This is a genomic window from Kitasatospora sp. MBT63, from assembly GCF_000710465.2.
Taxonomy (GTDB): domain Bacteria; phylum Actinomycetota; class Actinomycetes; order Streptomycetales; family Streptomycetaceae; genus Kitasatospora.
The window spans coordinates 1-2,001 of the sequence record NZ_JAIZ01000837.1 but is presented as its reverse complement, the minus strand read 5'-3'; the positions used below and the strand labels follow the sequence as shown (position 1 = coordinate 2,001).

The following is a 2,001-nucleotide window of genomic DNA, read 5'->3' as shown; positions in this document are numbered from 1 at the left end:
GACCACCCACCTGCCTCGCCTCCTTCGGGACGGACCACCGTCCCGAAGGAGGCAGGTCCACGCCGTGCTCGGCGGGGTCTGTAAAAAGAACGGTGTAACTCCCGATCATGGAAGTAGCACCTGATGACAGACGTGACTGTTTCTGCCGAGGCCGTGAAGGCTGTGCAGCCGGTGGAGCTTCGGCCGGACGCGCTTGACGACCAGTTGGTCGGGCAGCTGGTCGACCAGGCCCGCGCGAGTGGCCTGCAACTGACCGGCGCCGGAGGACTGCTCCAGCAGCTGACGAAGAGGATCCTGGAGTCCGCCCTGGAGGGCGAGCTCACGGACCACCTCGGCTATGAGAAGCACGATCCTGCCGGGGCAGGCAGCGGAAACTCCCGCAACGGCGCCCGCTCGAAGACCGTGCTGACCGAGGTCGGCCCGGTGGAGATAGAGGTGCCCCGCGACCGGGAAGGCAGCTTCGAGCCGCAGATCGTCCGCAAGCGGCAGCGGCGCCTGACCGGGGTGGACGAGATGGTGCTCTCACTCTCGGCCCGCGGCCTCACCCACGGCGAGATCTCGGCTCACCTGGCCGAGGTCTACGACGCGGATGTGTCGAAGCAGACGATCTCCACCGTCACCGACAAGGTGATCGAGGGCATGGTCGAGTGGCAGAACCGCCCCCTCGACCCGGTCTACCCGGTGATCTTCATCGACTGCGTCCACGTGAAGATCCGGGATGGCAAGGTCGCGAACCGTCCCATCTACGTGGCGCTGGCGGTCACCGTCGAGGGCACCCGGGAAATCCTCGGATTGTGGGCCGGCGACGGCGGTGAGGGCGCCAAGTACTGGCTGCAGGTCCTCACCGAGATCAAGAACCGCGGCGTCGCCGACGTCTGCATGGTCGTCTGCGACGGGCTCAAGGGCCTGCCCGATGCCATCGAGGCCGTCTGGCCGCAGGCCGTCACACAGACCTGCGTGGTCCACCTGATCCGGGCCTCGTTCCGCTACGCGGCCCGCCAGGACTGGGACAAGATCTCCAAGGCCCTCAAGCCCGTCTACGGCGCCCCGACCGAGGAAGCCGCCCTGGAGCGGTTCATGGAGTTCGGCGAGGCCTGGGGGAAGAAGTACCCGGCAATCGTGCGGCTCTGGGAGAACGCCTGGGCCGAGTTCGTACCCTTCCTGAGCTTCGACGCGGAGGTCCGGAGGGTCATCTGCACCACCAACGCCATCGAGTCCGTCAACGCGCGCATCCGCAAGGCTGTCCGCGCCCGCGGCCACTTCCCCAGCGAGCAGGCCGCGCTGAAGTGCGTCTACATGGCGATCATGTCGCTGGACCCCACCGGAGCCGGCCGCAACCGCTGGACAACCCGATGGAAGGCCGCACTGAACGCCTTCGAAATCGCCTTCGACGGCCGACTCTCCGCAGGCCGTCGCTAACCCAACCTCACCGAGTTACACCGTTCAATGGACAGACCCGCTCGGCGAGCTGCGCGAGCTGTCCCGGTGTCAGCTTGATGCGTCTCGCCTTGGTGTTGTGCTTCCCCTCGTAGCGTGGAGTCGTGACCCGATAAGGAGTTGAGGGTGGGGAAGCGACGTACGTACGACGCCGAGTTCCGCGAGGGAGCGGTGCGGATCGTGCTGGAGACCGGGAAGCCGGCCGCGCAGGTGGCCCGGGACCTGGGAGTGCACGAGGCCACGCTGCAGAACTGGGTGCACGCCGCCCGCAAGGCCTCGGAGAGCGGGACGGGCCCGTTGGAGGAGTCCGAGCGTGAGGAGCTGGCCCGGCTGCGCGCGAAGGAGAAGGAGCAGGTCAAGCGCATCGTCGGGCTGGGGATGGAGCGCGTTGACCCTGATGGTTAATTCGGGGTCATGCTGCGAGGGTGAGTTCGAGGCGGGCGAGGTGACTGGTTCCGGTTCGGTCCAGGGGAGTGACCGTTCCACCAGGCGTGGAGCCGGATCAGGTGGAGGGCGACGGCGCTTTAGAGGAGCTAACACAAAGCTCGGACGCGCCTGTAGGTG

At 67.0% G+C, this 2,001-nt stretch carries 2 protein-coding genes; both read left to right on the top strand.

Translation table 11 applies throughout. The features are described from left to right. Window positions 1-123 precede the first annotated feature (123 nt). Window positions 124-1,419, top strand: a complete 1,296-nt coding sequence (locus tag AA75_RS44175) for an IS256 family transposase (protein ID WP_033826223.1) — start codon at window positions 124-126, stop codon at window positions 1,417-1,419. Between the two features lie 144 nt (window positions 1,420-1,563). After that, on the top strand, window positions 1,564-1,842 hold the full coding sequence (locus tag AA75_RS44170) for a transposase (RefSeq protein WP_033826222.1): 279 nt from the start codon (window positions 1,564-1,566) through the stop codon (window positions 1,840-1,842). Window positions 1,843-2,001: the final 159 nt, after the last annotated feature.

Bases quoted from the DNA above. Each gene is read 5' to 3' on its own strand.
- AA75_RS44175 (WP_033826223.1), top strand. From the start codon at position 124: ATGACAGACGTGACTGTTTCTGCCGAGGCCGTGAAGGCTGTGCAGCCG.